The sequence below is a fragment of the Achromobacter sp. genome (assembly GCF_050285585.1).
In the GTDB taxonomy this organism is placed as follows: domain Bacteria; phylum Pseudomonadota; class Gammaproteobacteria; order Burkholderiales; family Burkholderiaceae_B; genus Achromobacter.
On record NZ_JBLZXF010000020.1, the window covers coordinates 1 to 17,089 of the forward strand.

At 68.3% G+C, this 17,089-nt stretch carries 16 protein-coding genes; 7 read left to right on the forward strand and 9 right to left on the reverse strand.

The annotated features are described in order from the left end of the window. The 3 genes from ACN6PJ_RS21665 to ACN6PJ_RS21675 form a co-directional block, all read left to right on the forward strand. The coding region (locus tag ACN6PJ_RS21665; RefSeq protein WP_427997871.1) for a phosphate acyltransferase at positions 1-182 on the forward strand (182 nt) is incomplete at its 5' end. Then, positions 163-1,392 carry a patatin-like phospholipase family protein gene (locus ACN6PJ_RS21670; protein WP_427997872.1) on the forward strand — a complete coding sequence of 410 codons (1,230 nt, stop codon included), beginning with the start codon at positions 163-165 and terminating at the stop codon, positions 1,390-1,392. The genes ACN6PJ_RS21665 and ACN6PJ_RS21670, both read left to right, overlap by 20 nt. Further along, positions 1,389-1,856 carry a barstar family protein gene (locus ACN6PJ_RS21675; RefSeq protein WP_427997873.1) on the forward strand — a complete coding sequence of 156 codons (468 nt, stop codon included), beginning with the start codon at positions 1,389-1,391 and terminating at the stop codon, positions 1,854-1,856. The genes ACN6PJ_RS21670 and ACN6PJ_RS21675 overlap by 4 nt, the downstream gene beginning before the upstream one ends. A 5-nt stretch (positions 1,857-1,861) precedes the next feature. Here ACN6PJ_RS21675 and ACN6PJ_RS21680 read toward each other — a convergent pair whose 3' ends face one another. Next, positions 1,862-2,593, reverse strand: a complete 732-nt coding sequence (locus ACN6PJ_RS21680) for a 16S rRNA (uracil(1498)-N(3))-methyltransferase (RefSeq protein WP_427997874.1) — start codon at positions 2,591-2,593, stop codon at positions 1,862-1,864. Between the two features lie 206 nt (positions 2,594-2,799). On the opposite strand from ACN6PJ_RS21680, the gene tkt reads away from it, so the two are divergent. From tkt to ACN6PJ_RS21695, 3 genes are all read left to right on the forward strand, one after another. Beyond that, positions 2,800-4,836, forward strand: coding sequence for a transketolase (tkt, locus tag ACN6PJ_RS21685; protein ID WP_427997875.1), 2,037 nt, complete (start codon positions 2,800-2,802; stop codon positions 4,834-4,836). A gap of 15 nt (positions 4,837-4,851) precedes the next feature. Then, complete coding sequence (gene gap, locus ACN6PJ_RS21690) at positions 4,852-5,862, forward strand: type I glyceraldehyde-3-phosphate dehydrogenase (RefSeq protein WP_427997876.1); 1,011 nt, start codon at positions 4,852-4,854, stop codon at positions 5,860-5,862. 95 nt (positions 5,863-5,957) lie between these two features. Beyond that, the gene (locus tag ACN6PJ_RS21695; protein ID WP_427997877.1) at positions 5,958-7,151 is read left to right on the forward strand and encodes a phosphoglycerate kinase; all 1,194 of its coding nucleotides are present in this window, start codon (positions 5,958-5,960) and stop codon (positions 7,149-7,151) included. A gap of 64 nt (positions 7,152-7,215) precedes the next feature. On the opposite strand, the gene ACN6PJ_RS21700 is transcribed toward ACN6PJ_RS21695, so the two are convergent. Then, a complete protein-coding gene (locus ACN6PJ_RS21700; RefSeq protein WP_427997878.1) occupies positions 7,216-8,199 on the reverse strand; it encodes a Bug family tripartite tricarboxylate transporter substrate binding protein in 984 nt (327 codons plus the stop codon). A gap of 285 nt (positions 8,200-8,484) precedes the next feature. On the opposite strand from ACN6PJ_RS21700, the gene ACN6PJ_RS21705 reads away from it, so the two are divergent. Further along, positions 8,485-10,173: a SulP family inorganic anion transporter gene (locus tag ACN6PJ_RS21705; RefSeq protein WP_427997879.1), complete on the forward strand. Its 1,689-nt coding sequence runs from the start codon at positions 8,485-8,487 to the stop codon at positions 10,171-10,173. A 31-nt stretch (positions 10,174-10,204) separates the two neighbouring features. On the opposite strand, the gene ACN6PJ_RS21710 is transcribed toward ACN6PJ_RS21705, so the two are convergent. From ACN6PJ_RS21710 to ACN6PJ_RS21740, 7 genes are all read right to left on the reverse strand, one after another. Beyond that, positions 10,205-11,389 (reverse strand): acetate/propionate family kinase, encoded by a 1,185-nt coding sequence (locus ACN6PJ_RS21710; protein WP_427997880.1) that lies wholly within the window; start codon positions 11,387-11,389, stop codon positions 10,205-10,207. Between the two features lie 52 nt (positions 11,390-11,441). Next, positions 11,442-12,386 carry a phosphate acetyltransferase gene (locus tag ACN6PJ_RS21715; protein WP_427997881.1) on the reverse strand — a complete coding sequence of 315 codons (945 nt, stop codon included), beginning with the start codon at positions 12,384-12,386 and terminating at the stop codon, positions 11,442-11,444. After that, a complete protein-coding gene (locus ACN6PJ_RS21720) occupies positions 12,386-14,761 on the reverse strand; it encodes a DUF3141 domain-containing protein (RefSeq protein ID WP_427997963.1) in 2,376 nt (791 codons plus the stop codon). The genes ACN6PJ_RS21715 and ACN6PJ_RS21720 overlap by 1 nt, the downstream gene beginning before the upstream one ends. Before the next feature lie 189 nt (positions 14,762-14,950). Then, a complete protein-coding gene (locus ACN6PJ_RS21725; RefSeq protein WP_427997882.1) occupies positions 14,951-15,355 on the reverse strand; it encodes a VOC family protein in 405 nt (134 codons plus the stop codon). A gap of 27 nt (positions 15,356-15,382) precedes the next feature. Continuing rightward, a complete protein-coding gene (gene yfcF / locus ACN6PJ_RS21730; RefSeq protein ID WP_427997883.1) occupies positions 15,383-16,018 on the reverse strand; it encodes a glutathione transferase in 636 nt (211 codons plus the stop codon). A gap of 105 nt (positions 16,019-16,123) precedes the next feature. Continuing rightward, positions 16,124-16,453, reverse strand: coding sequence for a DHCW motif cupin fold protein (locus tag ACN6PJ_RS21735; protein ID WP_427997884.1), 330 nt, complete (start codon positions 16,451-16,453; stop codon positions 16,124-16,126). Between the two features lie 60 nt (positions 16,454-16,513). Beyond that, positions 16,514-16,999, reverse strand: a complete 486-nt coding sequence (locus ACN6PJ_RS21740; protein ID WP_427997885.1) for an N-acetyltransferase family protein — start codon at positions 16,997-16,999, stop codon at positions 16,514-16,516. Between the last annotated feature and the right edge of the window lie 90 nt (positions 17,000-17,089).

Here is a 17,089-nt window from a genome sequence, read left to right on the forward strand (position 1 = left end):
ACGTGGATTCCGGCAACATTGCCTACAACCTGCTCAAGACGGCGGCGGGCGGCAACGTGGCGGTGGGTCCGTTCCTGCTGGGCGCGAACGCGCCCGTGCACATCTTGACCTCCAGCTCCACCGTGCGCCGCATCGTCAACATGACCGCGATGACGGTCGTCGATGTCAACACACCGCGTTGAAGTAAGGCCGGCCGGTCCGGCGTGCCCGCGCACGCCGACCGGCCTGGTCCTGACCGGAGGCGGCGCCCGCGCCGCCTACCAGGTGGGCGTGCTCAGCGCCATCATGGAACTGCTGGATCCGGACTGGCATTCCCGTTTCCAGAATCCGTTCCACATCATCTGCGGCACCTCGGCGGGCGCCATCAACGCCGCGGCGCTGGCGTGCCGGGCAGACCGGCCGCATCTGGGAGTGAGGCGCATCCGGCGCCTGTGGTCCTCGCTGAATACCGACATGATCTACCGGGCCGACACCCCCGGCATGCTACGCACCGGCGGCCGCTGGCTGGGCCTGCTGTCGCTGGGCTGGATGTATTCGGGGCTGACGCGCAAGCGGCCTACGTCCCTGCTGGACAACAGTCCCATGGAGGCCCTGCTGGGCCGGGTGCTGGATTTTCAGCACTTGAGGTCCAACCTGGAGAGCGGCGCCCTGTCCGCGCTGGCGATCACGGCCTCTGGCTATACCAGCGGCGAGCACTTGACCTTCTATCAGGCGCATACGCCCATCGAGCCCTGGCACCGCTATCTGCGCCTGGCCATTCCCACGCCGATCGGCATCGATCACCTGATGGCGTCGTCCGCCATCCCCTTCGTCTTCCCCGCCCGGCAGGTGCAGGTGCACGGCAAGGGCGAGTGGTGCGGCGACGGCTCGATGCGCCAGCTCGCGCCGATCAGCCCCGCCATACACCTGGGCGCGCATCGGGTGCTGGTGATCGGCACCGGCTTCCGGGACGACACTCATCCCGAGAACCGCGAGGACTCTCCGCCTTATCCGTCCCTGGCCCAGGTGGGCGGACATGCGCTGGCCAGCATATTCCTGGACGGCCTGTCGATCGACGTCGAGCGCCTGCAGCGGATGAACTCCTTGATGGCCTTGACCGGAGAGGGCGATTCCACCACCGGCGTGCGCCGCATCGACGTCCTGACGATCACTCCCAGCCAGTCGCTGGACCTGATGGCGCTGGAGCATTTGCAGGACATGCCGGCCCAGGCCCGTGCCCTTTTCCGCGTACTCGGTGTATCGTCCGATCCAAGCCGTCCGGGGGGCGGATCGCTGATGTCCTACCTCCTGTTCGAATCCAGCTACACCAAGCGATTGATTGAACTGGGTTATGCCGATACGATGCAGCGTAACGACGAAGTGATCGCCTTTTTCAAGGAGGCTCAGGCATGACGCGCAATGGCCAATCTACTTTGCAGCGGCAGCTGCTGCGCGGCGGTGCGCTGGCCGGCGAAGGGCTGGATAAAAAGGCCGTGGTGGACGCCGCGCATGAGCTCGGCCTGCCCCTGTTCGTCGCCAACTGCGATCCTGCCCGCAGCCGTTCGGCGGTGTTGCGCGCCATCGTCAAGGCGGTGGACTTTCCCGAGTACTTCGGCGGCAATCTCGACGCGCTGTACGACTGCCTCTGCGACACGGTGCTGGACCACAAGATCGGCGTGGTGCTGTGGCTGTACAAGCTGCATTCCGGAGATCCGGCGCTGGAAGAAGACGCCGCCCTCATTGAAACCGTCTGCTCCGATGCGTCCGATTTTGCGCGCGAGAACGGCCGCGTCTTTGCGTACGTCATCGAGCACGCCGGCAAGCATCCCGATCCCGAGCCGGGAGTCGCCGCCGCGCCCTACGGCGAAAATAGCTGAGCGGCCTACCAGCCCAGCAGGGCGCTGGCGGCCGATAGCAGGGCCAGCCCGGCTGTCTCGGTGCGCAGCACCCGGGGGCCGAAGCGCACGGCCTGAACCCCGGCCTCGCGGGCCAGCGCCAATTCCCTGTCGGACCATCCGCCTTCCGGACCCACCAGCAGGGTCAGCGCCTGCAGGCCGGGGGCGGACCGCAGCCGGGCGGCAAGATCGTCCTGCGCTTCCGGATGGCACATCAGGCGCAGCCCGGCCTCCGGCTGCGCCAGCCATTCCGCCAGCGTGCGGGGCGCGTCCACGGCCATCAGCCGGTTGCGGCCGCATTGTTCGCTGGCGGACTGCGCGATGCGCTGCCAGTGCGCCACGCGTTTTTCGAGCCGCAGCCCCGACAATTGCAATACGCTGCGCTGCGCCGCGACCGGGCAGACCCGCGCAGCTCCCAGTTCCACGGCCTTCTCGACGACCCAGTCCATCTTGTCCCCGGATGGCAGCCCCTGGACCAGGGTGACGCTGCCGGCCAGCTCGGCCTCGCGGGGCGAAAAGTCGCCCAAGCGGGCATAGCCGGCCTTGCCTTCCACCTCCAGCACCGCGGGATATTCGCCGCCGCGGCCGTTGAACAGCGTGAGGGCCTCGCCGTCGCGCAGGCGGAGCACCCGCAGCGCGTGGTGGGCAAGGGCATCCGGCAGGGGCACGCGGGTGCCGGCGGCGAGGGGGATTTCGCAAAAGAAGCGGGGGGCGGACATGGGCGTTGCGTTATGGCAAAGAGTGGCTGCAGGCCCGCGCGGCGGGGGCGGCGCGGGGACCTTATTATGCCGTCGGAAGCCGCTGCCGGACCGGCCTTTCGGCCGATGGCCTGAGGGAAACCCCTGGATGCTAAAATCCCTTGCTTCGCAACCTACTTAACTGGCCCTATTTTCTCTAGGCATGCCAGCTTCAAAGAGCCTTCCGAATGAGCAATCCGACCGCCCCTAAACTTGCCTTGGCGGATGCCATCCGCGCCCTCGCGATGGATGCCGTGCAACAAGCGAACTCCGGGCACCCGGGCGCTCCCATGGGCATGGCGGAAATCGCCCAGGCCCTCTGGATCGGCAACCTGCGCCACAACCCCAAGGATCCCGCCTGGGCCAACCGCGACCGCTTCGTGCTGTCCAACGGCCACGGCTCGATGCTGATCTACGCCCTGCTGCACCTGACGGGCTACGACCTGCCCATCGAAGAACTGAAGAATTTCCGCCAGCTGCACTCCAAGACGCCGGGCCACCCCGAAGTGGGCATCACGCCGGGCGTGGAAACCACCACCGGCCCTTTGGGCCAGGGCCTGGGCAATGCCGTGGGCATGGCGCTGGCGGAAGCGCTGCTGGCCGCCGAGTTCAACAAGCCCGGCCACACCATCGTCGACCACCACACCTACGCCTTCACCGGCGACGGCTGCCTGATGGAAGGCATCTCCCACGAAGTGTGCTCGCTGGCCGGCACGCTGAAGCTGGGCAAGCTGGTCGTGCTGTATGACGACAACGGCATTTCCATCGACGGCCACGTCGAGCACTGGTTCGCCGACGACACCGCCAAGCGCTTCGAAGGCTACGGCTGGAACGTGATCCGCGGCGTGGACGGCCATGACGTCGCCGCCGTCGACGCGGCCATCAGGCAGGCCAAGTCGCAGTCCGCCAAGCCCACGCTCATCGTCTGCCGCACCGTCATCGGCAAGGGCTCGCCCAACATGGCGGGCACGCACAACGTGCACGGCGCGCCGCTGGGCAAGGACGAGATCGCCGCTACCCGCGCCGCGCTGGGCTGGTCTTCGGAACCCTTCCAGATTCCGCAAGACGTCTACAACGGCTGGGACGGCCGCCAGAAGGGCGCCGCGGCCCAGGCCGAGTGGCAATCCGCCTTCGACGCCTATGCCGCCGAATTCCCCGCCGAGGCCGCCGAGTTCGCGCGCCGCATGAAGGGCGAACTGCCCGCCGGCTACGCCGATCAGTTCCAGGCGTTCCTGAACGCCACGCTGGAAAAGGCCGAAACCGTGGCTACCCGCAAGGCTTCGCAGTTCGCCATCACGGCGCTGGCCGCCGCGCTGCCGGAAATGCTGGGCGGCTCGGCCGACCTGACCGGCTCCAACTTCACCGACTGGAAGGGCGTCGCCGCCGTCCGCGCGGGCGAGCAGGGCATCCAGTTCGGCCGCCACATCAACTACGGCGTGCGCGAATTCGGCATGGCCGCCATCATGAACGGCGTGGCGCTGCATGGCGGCTACCTGCCGTTCGGCGGCACGTTCCTGACCTTCTCCGACTACTCGCGCAACGCCATCCGCATGGCCGCGCTGATGAAGCAGCGCGTGGTGCACGTGTTCACCCACGACTCGATCGGCCTGGGCGAAGACGGCCCCACCCACCAGTCCATCGAACACGCCGCCAGCCTGCGCCTGATCCCCAACCTGTCGCTGTGGCGCCCGTGCGATACCGCCGAAACCGCCGTGGCCTGGAACGCGGCCGTGACGCGCCCGACCAGCATCGGCATGGACGTGCATGATGGCGGCCCGACGGCCCTGCTGCTGTCGCGCCAGAACCTGCCGTTCGTGCAGCGCGACGCCGCCACCGTCGAAGCCATCGCCCGCGGGGGCTATGTGCTGCGCGACGCCGAAGGCGCGCGCGCCGTCATCATCGCCACCGGCTCGGAAGTCGCCATCGCGCTGGACGCGCAGGCGTTGCTGGCCAAGGAGGGCATCGCCGTGCGCGTGGTCTCCATGCCCAGCACCGACGTGTTCGACCGCCAGGACGCCGCCTGGAAGCAGTCCGTGCTGCCCAAGGGCCTGCCGCGCGTGGCCGTCGAGGCCGGCGTCACCGCCTTCTGGCACAAGTACGTGGGCCTGGAAGGCGCCGTGGTCGGCATCGACCGCTACGGCGAGTCCGCGCCGGCCGGCGCCCTGTTCAAGTTCTTCGGGCTGACCGCCGACAAGGTGGCCGAGACCGTCAAGCAAGTTTTGTAAAAAAGGAGCTTAGTCATGACCATTCGCGTCGCCATCAACGGTTACGGTCGCATCGGCCGCAACATCCTGCGTGCCCACTACGAAGGTGGCAAGAAGCACGATATCGAAATCGTCGCCATCAACGACCTGGGCGATCCCAAGACGAACGCGCACCTGACGCGCTACGACACCGCCCACGGCAAGTTCCCGGGCACCGTCGAAGTCGACGGCGACTTCATGGTCGTCAACGGCGACAAGATCCGCGTGCTGGCCAACCGCAACCCGGCCGAACTGCCCTGGGGCGAGCTGAAGGTCGACGTGGTGCTGGAGTGCACGGGCTTCTTCACGACCAAGGAAAAGGCTGGCGCGCACATCAAGGGCGGCGCCAAGAAGGTCATCATCTCGGCCCCGGGCGGCAAGGACGTGGACGCCACCATCGTCTACGGCGTGAACCACAATGTGCTCAAGTCGACCGACACGGTCATCTCGAACGCGTCGTGCACCACCAACTGCCTGGCCCCGCTGGTCAAGCCGCTGAACGACAAGCTGGGCCTGGAAAACGGCCTGATGACGACCGTTCACGCCTACACCAACGACCAGGTCCTGACCGACGTCTACCACGAAGACCTGCGCCGCGCGCGTTCGGCCACGATGAGCATGATCCCCACGAAGACCGGCGCCGCCGCCGCCGTGGGCCTGGTCCTGCCGGAACTGAACGGCAAGCTGGACGGCTACGCCATCCGCGTCCCGACCATCAACGTGTCGCTGGTCGACCTGTCGTTCGTGGCCAGCCGCGACACGACCGCCGAAGAAGTGAACGGCATCCTGAAGGCCGCCTCGGAAGGCGAGCTCAAGGGCATCCTGGACTACAACACCGAACCCCTGGTCTCGGTGGACTACAACCACAACCCGGCCTCCAGCACCGTTGACGCGTCGCTGACCAAGGTCTCGGGCCGCCTGGTCAAGGTCTCGTCCTGGTACGACAACGAGTGGGGCTTCTCGAACCGCATGCTCGACACCACCGTCGCGCTGATGTCGGCCAAGTAAGCAACACGGCTAGTCCATAGAGGGGACGGATTTGTTTTCCGCGCATGCGGAAAATGGGTTCGTCCCCTTTGTACGCCCATCGTAGGAATCCAAATATGTCCAAGGTCAACACTCTGTCCGCGCTGGCCAAGTCCGGCGCCCTGTCCGGCAAGCGCGTGTTCATCCGCGCCGACCTGAACGTGCCGTTCGACGACGCCGGCCGCATCAGCGAAGACACCCGCATCCGCGCCTCGGTGCCCGGTATCCGCCTGGCGCTGGATGCCGGCGCCGCCGTCATGGTCACCTCCCACCTCGGCCGTCCGAAGGAAGGCGTGCTGACCGACGCCGACTCGCTGGCCAAGGTCGGCCAGCGCCTGTCCGAGCTGCTGGGCATGCCCGTGCAACTCGTGCGCGACTGGGTCGACGGCGTCCAGGTCGATCACGGGCAGGTCGTGCTGCTCGAAAACTGCCGCGTGAACGTCGGCGAAAAGAAGGATGACGAGGCGCTGGCCAGGAAGATGGCCGCGCTGTGCGACGTCTATGTCAATGACGCGTTCGGCACGGCCCACCGGGCCGAGGCCACCACGCACGGCATCGCGCGCTTCGCGCCCGTGGCCTGCGCCGGCCCCTTGCTGGAAGCCGAGCTGGAAGCGCTGGGCCGTGCCCTGAACGAGCCGAAGCGCCCGCTCGTCGCCATCGTGGGCGGCTCCAAGGTGTCGACTAAGCTGTCCATCCTGCAATCGCTGGCCGACAAGGTCGACCAGCTGGTCGTGGGCGGCGGCATCGCCAACACCTTCATGCTGGCGGCCGGGCTGTCTATCGGCAAATCGCTGGCCGAGCCCGACCAGGTCGACCAGGCGCGCGCCGTGATCGACATCATGAAGCAGCGCGGCGCGGCGGTGCCGATCCCCGTCGACGTGGTGTGCGCCAAGTCCTTCGGCGCGGACGCCGAGGCGACCGTCAAGGCCGCCGGCGAGGTGGCCGACGACGACATGATCCTGGACATCGGTCCCAAGACCGCGGCGCAACTGGCCGAGATCCTGAAGAAGGCCGGCACCATCGTCTGGAATGGCCCGGTGGGCGTGTTCGAATTCGATCAGTTCGCCAACGGCACGGAAGTGGTGGCGCGCGCCATCGCCGAATCGGAAGGCTTCTCGATCGCCGGCGGCGGCGACACGCTGGCCGCCATCGCCAAGTACGGCATCAGCGAGCAGGTCGGCTACATCTCGACCGGCGGCGGCGCGTTCCTGGAGTTCCTGGAAGGCAAGACCCTGCCCGCCGTGGCCGTGCTGGAAGAACGCGCGGGGTGAGGGAGCCCCCACGCCGCGTCCCTGCGGGGCTAGCTGCCTCGCTTGGGCGCGGCGCAATCCTTCATCACTCCATCTTCGCGCCGGACATCTTCACGATGTCCGCATAGCGCGCGATCTCCGACTGTATGAACGCGCCGAAGGCTTCGGGCGTCTGGCCGTCCGGCACCAGCGCGCCCATGCCTTCCATCCGTTTCTTCATCGCGGGATCGGCGACCGCGGCGTTGATTTCCTTGTTCAGGCGCTGGACCACGTCAGCCGGCGTGCCGGCGGGCGCCACGATGCCGTACCAGGCGGATGCATACATGCCGGGCACGCCCGCCTCGGCGAAGGTGGGCACGTCCGGCAACGCGGGCAGCCGCTGGCGCGAGGCGACGGCCAGCGCGCGCAAGGCGCCGGCCTGTACCTGGGCCAGGGAGCCGGTGTCCAGCATCATGTCCACCTGGCCCGCCATCAGGTCCGACACCGCCGGGCCGCTGCCTTTGTACGGAATGTGCAGCACGTCGACGCCAGTCAGGTGCTTGAACATCGAGCCCGCCAGGTGCTGCGATGAGCCGACGCCGCCGGAACCATAGTTCAGCTTGCCGGGCTCGGCCTTCGCCGCGGCGATCAGGTCGGCGGCAGAGCGGAAACTCGATTTCCTGGGCACTTCCAGGATGTTGGGAATTTCGGCCACGAAGGCGACCGGCGCGAAATCCTTGGCCGGGTCGAAGCCTAGCCGCGAATAAAGGTGGGGGTTGGCGGCGTTGGTGGAGCTGGTGGCCATCAGCAGCGTGTAGCCATCGGCCTTTTCGCGCACGAAGGCGGCGGTGCCGATATTGCCGCCCGCGCCGGCCTTGTTGTCCACGATGACGGTCTGGCCCAGCTTCTCGGTCAGGCGCTGCGCCAGCATGCGGCCCAGCGCGTCGGTGGCGCCGCCCGGCGGCCATGGCACGACCAGCTTGATCGGACGGTCCGGGTAGGGTTGCGCGGAAGCGGCGGGGGCGATGGCGGCGGCCAGCGCGGCCAGCGCGAGCGCGCCGCCGGCGCGGCGCAGGAAGGCGATGTGCATGGGGTCTCCAGGAGTGCGGGCCCGTGGTCCGCCGGATGCGCTTGCGCGGGCGGGGGCCGATTTGGTCTACGGATGCGGCGGAGCGCCGCTTTTCTTATGCAGGCGACTCTACGCAATGATCTCGCTTCCGAAAAGGGATAAATATTGAAGAAAGTTGATTCCCTTAAGGAATATTCATCGCGGCGGCCCGATCCGGCGCATCTGCAACGCGCGGGCTTGGTGTAGGCTTGGCGCACACTCCGCGCGCCTTGCGGAATCCCGCTACCCCGATACGCCCGCAGCATCATGAACCTACGCCTGTTTCCTGGCCTGAACAACCTCCGGGGCATCACCCGGGAATCGGCGCGGCGCGACGTCCTGGCCGGGCTGAGCGTGGCGGCCGTGGCGCTGCCGGTGGGGCTGGCCTATGCCGCCATGATGGGAGTGCCGCCTGTCGCGGGCCTGTGGGCCGCCATCGCCGGCATGCTGGGCTACGCGGTGTTCGGCTCCTCGCGCACGCTGATCGTCGGGCCCGACACGGCGACCTGCACCCTGATCGCGGCCACCCTCACCGGGATGGCGCTCAGCATGCCCGAAGACCGCCTGGTGGCGGCGACGGGCATCGCCCTGACCGTGGGCGCCGGCTGCCTGATCGCCCGCGTCCTGCGCCTGGGCGTGCTGGCCAACCTGCTGTCGCGCCCCGTCCTCATCGGCTATATGGCCGGGGTGGCGGTCACCCTGGCCATTTCCCAACTGAGCGGCCTGACGGGAGTGGGGCTGCGCAACAGCGGCCTGGTGCATCCTTTCCTCGAGCTGTCGCGCCGCCTGCCCGAAATCCGGATCCCCACGCTCATCCTGGGCGTGGCGTCCTGCCTGCTGCTGGTGGTGCTCAAGCGCAGGCGGCCGAACCTGCCCGGTCCCATTCTGCTGGTGGCGGGCTCCTGCCTGGTGTCGTGGATCTTCGACTTTCCCGGCCTGGGCATCGCGGTCGTGGGCGAGGTGCCCGCCGGCTTGCCGTCGCTGAGCCTGCCGGTGCGGCTGGAGGGCGTGGACGGCATCCTGATGGGCGCGGCCGGGGTGCTCGTCGTGAGTTTTTCCAGCGGCATCGTGACGGCGCGCAGCTTTGCCGCGCGCACGGGCGAGCACGTCGACCCCAACCGCGAGCTGGTGGGCTTCGGCGCGGCCAATGTGGCGGCCGGCCTGTTCCAGGGGTTCGTGGTGACCGGCGCCGATTCGCGTACCGCGGTCGGGCTGGTGGCTGGCGGATCGTCGCCACTGGTCAGCGTCAGCGCCGCGGCCGCGCTGGCGATCGTGGTGGGCCTGCTGAGCGCGCCGCTCTACTGGCTGCCGCAAGCCGTCCTGTCGGCCATTTTGCTGTTGGCAGCCGTCAGCCTGTTCGACGGCAAGGCTTTCCTGCGCCTGGCCCGCATCTCGCGCATCGAACTCGCCTTCGGCATCCTGGCGGCCGTGGGCGTCATCGGTTTCGGCGTGCTGCAGGGGGTGGCGGTGTCGGTGGGCGCCACGCTGCTGTACGCGATGTATGTGTCGGGCAATCCGCGCGATGCGCTGCTGGGCCGGTTGCCCGGCGAATCGGTGTTGGGCAAGCTGCACCTGAATCCCGACGCGCAGCCGGTGCCGGGGACGGTGATCTGGCTCTTCGAGTCGTCCGTGTGGTTCTTCAATGCCGACGCGTTCCGCCGCCGCGCGCGCGAAGTGATGGACCAGGCGGCCGGCGCGCAGTGGTTCGTGCTGGACGCCGAGGCCATGACCCAGGCCGACGCCGACGCGGTCGAGGCCCTGTACGAACTCAAGCGCGAACTGGACGCCCGCGGCATGACCCTGCTGGTCGCCGGCGGGCATGGCCAGTTCCGCACGGCGCTGGAACGGTCCGGCCTGGTGAAGAAGATCGGGCGCGACAAGATTTTCGGCAGCCCCGAGCAGGCGGTCGAGGCCATCGAGCGCTGGCGCCAGGCGGCGCCGCCCACGCTGGGCTAGGGCCTGTTCACCCCGTAAGGCCTTTGCAGGCTCATCGCGGCTTCACCAGCGCCAGCGTATGCTGGGCGATGATCAATTCTTCATTGGTGCGCACCACGTAGACGCCGATGCGGCTGTCGTCGCTGGAGATGCGCGGACCGTGGCGGCCGTTGCGCTCCGGGTCCAGCTTGATGCCCAGCCAGCCCCAATGTTCGCTGATCGCCTGGCGGATTTCGGCGGAGTTCTCGCCGACGCCGGCGGTGAAGACGATGGCATCGACGCCGTTCATGGCGCAGGCCAGGCCGATCATGCCCTCGGCCACGCGCCACGCGAAATACTGCAGCGCGAGCCGGGCCGACGGCGCCTCGCTGGCCAGCAGTTCGCGCATATCGTTGCTGATGCCCGACAGGCCCTTCATGCCGCAGTCGTGATACAGCATGTGCTCGATTTCGTCGTGGCTCATGCCGCGTTCCATCATCCAGAGCACGATGCCCGGATCCAGGCGGCCTGGGCGGGTGCCCATGGGCAGTCCTTCCAGCGCCGTGAACCCCATGGTGCTGTCCACGCTCTTGCCGTGGTGCATGGCGCAGGCGGACACCCCCGAACCCAGGTGCGCGGCGATGATCTTGCCCATGGCGATGTCCGGCAGCGCCTGGCGCAGGCGCTGCGCGATGTATTCGTAGGACAGACCGTGGAAACCATAGCGGCGCACGCCCTCCTGGTACAGGCGCTCCGGCAGCGCGTAGCGGTCGGCCAGGTCGGAGTGGCTGCGGTGGAAGGCGGTGTCGAAGCACGCCACCTGGGGAATCCAGGGCCGGCGTTCGCGGATCACGCGGATCGGCGCCAGGTTGTTCGGCTGGTGCAGCGGCGCCAGCGGCGTGAAGGTGTCGAGCTTGGCCAGGATGTCGTCGTCCACCAGGACCGGCTCCGCCAGATCGGGGCCGCCGTGCACCACGCGGTGCCCCACGGCCAGCGGCGCCCCGCCTAGGTGGCCGCTCAGCCAGGTGCCGACCACTTCCTGGGCGTTGGGCACGTCGGGCGCGTGGCTGGGCGAGATTTCGCGCTCCACCAGGGTCTGGCCCGCCGCGTCGCGCACCCGCAGCCTGGGGTGAGGCGTGCCGATGCCTTCGAGCTGGCCTCCCAGGCGAGGGGCCAGTTCCTGCGCGCCGTCGATGTCGTACAGGTAGAACTTGATGCTGGAACTGCCGGCGTTGATGACGAGGATGGTGTCGGTCATGGCGCTGTGATTCCGGATTGGGACAAGTCGGGTCAGCGGATAGGGGCCGGCATCAGGCGAGCGGACGGGCCTGTTCCAGGCTGAGATGGTGCGCGTAGATGGCGGCCACCGCGCAGGAGGCCAGGCGCGATCGCGGGCTGTCGGCGCGGCTCGTCAGGATGATGGGCACGCGCGCGCCCAGCACGATGCCCGCCGCTTCCGCATTGGCCAGGAAGGTCAGGTTCTTGGCCAGCATGTTGCCGGCTTCCAGGTCCGGCACCACCAGCACCTGCGCGATCCCGGCGACCGGAGAACGGATGCCCTTGATGCGGGCGGCATCGGGGCTGATGGCGTTGTCCAGCGCCAGCGGGCCGTCCAGCAGGCCGCCGCTTATCTGGCCGCGATCGGCCATCTTGCACAGCGCCGCGGCCTCGATGGTGCCCGGAATGCTGGGCGTCACCTGTTCCACCGCGGACAGGATGGCCACGCGAGGCTCGCCCAGGCCCAGGCCGTGGTGCAGGTCGATCACGTTGCGGATGATGTCGGCCTTGGTTTCCAGGTCGGGGAAGATGTTGATGGCGGCATCGGTAATGAACAGCGGCTCCGCGTAGGTGGGAACCTCCATGATGAACACGTGGCTGATGCGCCGGCCGCTGCGCAGCCCGGTGTCGCGCGCCACCACTTCATGCATGAGCTCGTCGGTATGCAGGCTGCCCTTCATCAGCAGGGAGGCCTCTCCGCTGCGCACCAGGGCGACCGCGCTCTCGGCGGCCGCGTGGCTGTGCGGCGCGTCGACGATGCGGGCGTTGCCCAGCTCCAGCCCGTGCTGGGCGGCCGTCGCGCGGATCTTGAGCTCGGGGCCCACCAGGATCGGCTGCAGCAGCCCCAGATCCCGGGCCTGCAGGGCGGCGGACAGCGAAGGTTCGTCGCAGGGGTGGGCGATGGCGCAATGGGCGGGCGCCAGCGTCTGGGCGCGGGCGATGAGCTTGTCGTAATGCGTGGACGCGGGCAGGGTCATCAGGAGGCCGCCTTGGTGGATTTGCGCGCGGCGCGCGCCGGAGCCTTGGCGGCGCCGCGCTTGGCGCCGGAGGGCGAGGCCGCCGTCACGGCCTTGGCCGTGACGGCGGCTTGCGGGGTCTTGGAGGCGGCCGCCCGCGCGGGCCTGCGGGCCGCCGTCCTGGCCGGCGCGGGCGCCAGCGCCTGTTCGCGCTTCTGCGCGCGGCGCTCGGCGGATTCGAAGATCCGTTCCATTTCGCCCAGGCTTTCGCGCGCGGCCTCGCTCAGCGGTTCGGCGGCTTCCAGCACGCGCTTCATGGTGTCCAGCGTTTCGCGGATGGCGGCGGACGGAGAGTCTTCCAGCAGGCGCGGCATGGCCTGGATGGCGGCGGCCGAATCCAACGTCATCATCAGGGCCTGGTCGCGGGTGACGTCCTTGAATTCCTGCAGGGTCAGGGCATTGTCGGATTCCGCGCGCATCTTGCGGATCAGCGCGAAGCTGCGCTCGTCCAGGCCGCCTTCGGCGCCGGACACGTACAACAGCATCCGGATCGCGGCGACGCGCAGGCCGCCTTCCTGCAGCAGGGAACGCAGTTCGGCCGCGCGCTCTTCCATGAAGCGATGATGCTCGGGCGACACGCCCGGGTGCTTGCGCGGCGGGCCGGAACGCGCGCCCAGCCCGGCCATGTCCTGGACCAGGGGCGAGCCGTAGACCCCCATGAAGGTGCGTTCGTCCGCCGAATCGCGCAATTCCTGCCAGATGTTCAGGCTGGTCTCGATCAGGTTGGAGAACATTTCCTGCGCCAGCAGGAACGGGTTGGAGGGCGATACGGGCTGGCGGTGTTCGCGCACCTGTTCCGCCACCTGGGCGATCGGCGCGATCACGGGGTTGCGGTCCGAGATCAGCTCATAGGGCAGGCGCAGGGGATGCAGGCGCTGCGCCCATTCCGCGGATTGCGGCGTCACCATGGCGCGCACCCAGGGCTGCACGAAGCTGCGGTACATGCCCAGGTTGATGTCGGAGATCCGGGCCACGGCGGCGAAGCGGCGGTCGTCTTCTTCCTTGCGGTCCACGATGGCGCGCACGTCGTCCAGGCTGCGTTGTTCGAACGACAGGACGTAGTTGCCATAGGCCAGGTCGGCGTTCTGCGTGTCCGGCGTCTTGTCGGCGATCTCGGCCTGGTAGATGCCCGGCGGCAGCACGTCGATCATGTCGATGTTCGACGTGAACTCCTGGTGTTCCTTGCGGGCGACGCTGCCGGACACGAAGATGCCCAGGTGGCCGATGCTCTCGTGCACGGCGTAGACGATGGTCTGGCCGTGGGCCAGCACTTCGGCCTCGTCCTGGTAGAGATCGGGGATCCAGCCCAGCGCCTGCGGCGGAGGCGTGATGTTGTCGCCCTTGGAGCAGAACACCACGATGGGCGAACGGATGTTGCGCAGGTCGATGCGGATGCCGTCGGACGTCACCAGGCCGGCCGTCGCCAGACGGTTGCCGACGAACAGGTTGTCGACGATGTACTGGATCTCGGGGCCGTTCAGGAACACGTGGCCCCCCCACCATTTCTCGAAGCTCAGGTAGCGGGCGGATTCGGTGTCCACCTTGGAGTACAGGTTGTACTGCTTGGACCACAGCGTGTTCGCGGGATTGAGGTTCTCGAAGTTCTGCACCAGCCAGGCGCCGTCGAACTTGCCGTCGCCCAGGTCGCTGGTCATCGCCGTGAGCCAGCTGCCGCCCAGCAGGCCGCCGGCATAGCGCATGGGGTTCATGCCGCGCCAGCCGGCCCAATAGGAAAGGGGGGCGCCGGCGACGATGATCGGGCCGAAGAGCTCGGGGCGGACCGCGGCGGTCATCATGATCTGCCAGCCCGCCTGGCAATTGGCGACCACCACGGGCTTGCCTTCGGCATTGGGGTGCAGGGCGATGATTTCTTCCAGGAACCGGGCCTCGGCCATCATCACGTCTTCGACGGTCTGCGTGGGCATGGGCTGCGGCAGGAAGGTCGCGAAGTAGCAGGGATGGCCGGCGCGCACCGCCACGCCGATTTCGCTTTCGGGCTTGAAGCCGCCGATGCCGGGGCCGTGCCCGGCGCGCGGGTCCACGACGAGGAAGGGGCGCTTGATCGGATCCGTTTCCACGCCCGCGGGCGGCTTGATGCGCAGCAGGCCGTAGTTGACGGGGCGCGGCAGGCAGCGGCCGTCCAGCACCAGCTCGAACTCCATGCTCAGCACGTTGGGCGCGCGCTTGGCCATGTGTTCGTGATATTGATTGCCGCGCTGGCGCATGACGTCGGCGTAAAGCACGCCGCGCTGCCAGGCGTCCACTGCGTATTCGTAGGCGGCCGTCCAGGGGTTGAAGGACGGCGCGGGGACGCGATCGTTGCCGGATCCGGCCATGGCGATCTCCTTGTAGTAGCTTCCGGCGGCGGTAGCCGCCAGGCCGATCCCGAGTGGAACCGGCCAGGTTGACCTCACCATTACACCGCAACTGATGTTGCGCTGCAACATCAGAGGGGCTGATCTCCGTCAAGCCGGCCGGTTTTACCCGTCCCTATTTGCATTCCGGTTCCGCTGGCGCTGGCGGGTTCACGCCGGATCGTGGCACACGGCTTCGATCCGGTTGCCGGCCGGGTCCAGCAGGAACGCGGCGTAGTACTGCGGATGGTAGTGTTCGCGCGGGCCCGGCGCGCCTTCGTCGCGCCCGCCATGCGCCAGGCCGGCGGCATGGAAGGCGTCCACCGCGGCGCGGCTGGGCGCCTTGAAGCACCAGTGGCGGCGCGCGCCGGCGGCGGTGTCGACGGCCGCGCCGGTGGCGAACACGGATAGATAGCTATGCTGGTTGCCGCCGGGGCCGCAGCGCTCGCCGTAGCCGAGCGCATCGGGGCGGTCATAGACCTTGTCGGCGCCCAGCGCCCGCATGACGGCGTCGTAGAAGGGACGGGCCGGACCCAGGTCGGGCACGGTGATGGAAACATGGTCCAGCAGCTGCATCGGGCCCTCCGCGCAAGTGAGCCGGGATCAGGATCGGGCGGCGGCGTTGTGCTCCAGCCATTTCTGGACCGATGGGCGCTGCCACTGGCCGTCGGCGTAGGCGCGCAAGGGTTCCGGCAGATCGTCCTGGGACAGGCGCTTGAGCATGACCGCCAGGTCCGTGTCCGCGATGCACCATTCGTCGAACAGACAGGCCCGGCCCCCGCCCACCAGGCTTTCCGCCACCCGCACGAGCTTGGCCGCGGCGGCATGCGCGGCGTCGGATAGCGGCTGCCCGGCGGCGCCATAGAACACGGTTTCGGTGGGGCGCTCCTGGCGCAGGGCGGCCAGGTCGCTGCGCAGCCAGGCCTGCAATTGCCGGGCGCGGGCGCGCGCGCGGAGATCCCGCGGATACAGGGCCGTGTGCCCAGGCGCGGGAAAGGCCTCGTCCAGGTATTCGGCGATGGCGCTGGATTCGGTCAGGTGGAAATCCTGGTGCGTCAAGGCGGGCACCCTGGATGTCAGCGCGCGCGCCTGGTAGGGCTGCATGCGCTGCTCGCCGACTTCGAGGTCGATCGGGCGCACCTCGAACGGCAGCTGCTTTTCGGTCAGCGCCACGTAGGCCGACATGGCGTAGGGGCTGAGAAACAGGGAATCGACGAATAGCGTAAGCGGGGCGCCCAAGTGTGGTCTCCGATCAGGCGGGTGATAGGCGGCGGGGCGTCGCGGCGCGAGGCCCCGCATGGGTCAAGCGTAACGCAACTGCCGCCCGCGTGTCGCGCGGGGGCGTCAATCCACGATGAAGAGCTTGGCCCCCGTGGCGGTGGAGGAACGATGCGGCTCGGCCTGATCCGCGACCTGGTAGCTCATGCCGGGTGTCAGGACGAACTGCCGGCCGTCCTCGAGTTCGGTGTGCAGCTCGCCTTCCAGGCAGAAAAGAATGTGCCCCTTGCTGCACCAGTGATCGGCCAGGTAGCCGGGGGTGTATTCCACCATCCGCACCCGCAAATCGCCGAACTGCCGGGTCCGCCAATAGGCCATGCCGGTTTCGCCGGCGTGTTCGGTGCGTTCCACGTCGGCCCAGTCGGTGGTGCCGAAGGGGATATTGTTCATTTTCATGGTCGATCCTGCGTTGTGGTCCGGGCGAAGCCGCCCGGCGAAAAATGGATACCGCGCGGCTCAGGCCGGCAGCTTCTTCTGCCAGAACATGGCGCGGCCGGTGGCGTCGTCCAGCGCATAGCCTTCGAAGCCGAGCTTGCGGTACAGCCCTTGGGCGACGGCATTGCCTTCCAGCACTTCCAGCGTGATCTTGCAGCAGCCGAGCCGGCGCGCCCGGTCTTCGAGCGCGGACAGCAGGGCCTTGCCCACGCCCAGGCCCTGGAACCGGGGAGACACGCCCAGGTCATGCAGATTGACCAGCGGGCGGCAGGCGAAGGTGGAAAAGCCTTCGAGGTAGATCGCCACGCCGGCAGGCTCCCCGTCGACCCGGGCCAGCAGCGCGTGGGCCGTGGGGCGGCGGGCCAGCTCGGCGATGAGGTGCTGCCGCGCGTAGCCGGATAGCGGGGCGCCGCCGCCCATGGGGCCGCTGGCGTATTCGTCCAGCATGGCCAGCACCTGGCGGCCGTGTTCGGGGTCGTTGAAGTCGGCGTCGATGATTTCCAGCACGATCGTTCCTGTTCGTTCGTATTCGTTCGGCGCGGCAGCGGCCGCCGCGGCAACCGGACATTATGCGCGATGCGCCCGGCTTGGCAAGGC